Source organism: Desulfurellaceae bacterium, from assembly GCA_021296095.1.
GTDB lineage: Bacteria > Desulfobacterota > Binatia > Bin18 > Bin18 > JAAXHF01.
On record JAGWBB010000017.1, the window covers coordinates 43,680 to 44,231 of the forward strand.

At 67.2% G+C, this 552-nt stretch carries 1 protein-coding gene; it reads right to left on the bottom strand.

The genetic code is table 11. The features are described from left to right. Positions 1 to 93 precede the first annotated feature (93 nt). Positions 94 to 552, bottom strand: a 459-nt coding sequence (locus tag J4F42_05880) for a DUF1957 domain-containing protein (protein ID MCE2485022.1), incomplete at its 5' end; no start/stop codon positions are given.

Consider the following 552-nt stretch of genomic DNA (forward strand, 5'->3'; position numbering starts at 1 on the left):
TCGGTATGGTGTGTGTTGTATCCTGATCCTGGGCGCGAAGAAAGCCGTTGAGCGCCGCAGCGGCTACGGACGGCATTGAGCGGTCGGCCCGGGCTAGACCGGATCGGCCACCCGAACCGGTCTGGCGGCCGCCGGGTAGGCGGCGGAGGGTCTTTGCGTAGGGCTGGGCCAGAAGACAGCCGGATCCAAATCCTGAAACAGACGGTGTCGGCGCTCCATCCGCTCCAAGCCGCGCCAGTCCCGGTCAGCAATCGGCCGTCCGGCCCGGTGCTGTTCGACCATCCGCACACAGTGCTGAAAATTCTCCGCGTGCAGCCCGATTCGCTCTTCGGCATGGTCCGGCGTCACCCGCCGGGTGAGCATGAAGGGCCAGTCCGAGGATTGCAGCAGCAGGAGTTCCCGGCCGGCCTGTTGCAGGATACGCCGTTCGCGCGGGTCAGGCTGCTCGCCGACCGCAGTCTCACCCAGCCGCTGCATGGCGCTCTCGGCCTGGTACACCTGACGCCAGAACGCCCGCGTCGCGTCATTCAACCAGCCCCGATGATCCCCGCC